At 50.1% G+C, this 479-nt stretch carries 4 tRNA genes; all 4 read left to right on the top strand.

From position 1 onward, the window contains the following. Window positions 1-53: 53 nt before the first annotated feature. The 4 genes from HMPREF3264_RS12265 (at window position 54) to HMPREF3264_RS12250 (ending at window position 413) form a co-directional block, all read left to right on the top strand. A tRNA-Met gene (locus HMPREF3264_RS12265) sits at window positions 54-127 on the top strand. Between the two features lie 28 nt (window positions 128-155). Then, window positions 156-229: transfer RNA gene (locus HMPREF3264_RS12260), tRNA-Ile, on the top strand. A 9-nt stretch (window positions 230-238) separates the two neighbouring features. Next, window positions 239-328 (top strand) — tRNA-Ser (locus tag HMPREF3264_RS12255). Window positions 329-337: 9 nt separating this feature from the next. After that, window positions 338-413: transfer RNA gene (locus HMPREF3264_RS12250), tRNA-Asp, on the top strand. The last annotated feature ends 66 nt before the right edge of the window (window positions 414-479 follow it).

Genomic DNA, 479 nt, shown 5'->3' with positions numbered 1-479 from the left:
CAGCGGTTCGATCCCGCTAGTCTCCACCATATTTAATTTATAAACTACATAACGGCGGTGTAGCTCAGCTGGCTAGAGCGTACGGTTCATACCCGTGAGGTCGGGGGTTCGATCCCCTCCACCGCCACTACTTATTAGTTGTAGGATTATATTTAGGACCTTTAGCTCAGTTGGTTAGAGCTAACGGCTCATAACCGTTCGGTCGCAGGTTCGAGTCCTGCAAGGTCCATATAATTTTGGAGGAATACCCAAGTCTGGCTGAAGGGATCGGTCTTGAAAACCGACAGGGGCTTAACGGCTCGCGGGGGTTCGAATCCCTCTTCCTCCGTTTATCAATGGTCCCGTAGTGTAGCGGTTAACACGCCTGCCTGTCACGCAGGAGATCGCGGGTTCGATTCCCGTCGGGACCGCCATTTTAATTAATTTAATAGCGATTTACCTATAAATAATGGAGGAATACCCAAGTCCGGCTGAAGGGA

The organism is Staphylococcus sp. HMSC62A08 (genome assembly GCF_001839105.1).
Classification (GTDB): domain Bacteria; phylum Bacillota; class Bacilli; order Staphylococcales; family Staphylococcaceae; genus Staphylococcus; species Staphylococcus caprae.
Note: the sequence above shows the minus strand (reverse complement) of the source record. Positions and strands in the feature narration are given on the sequence as shown.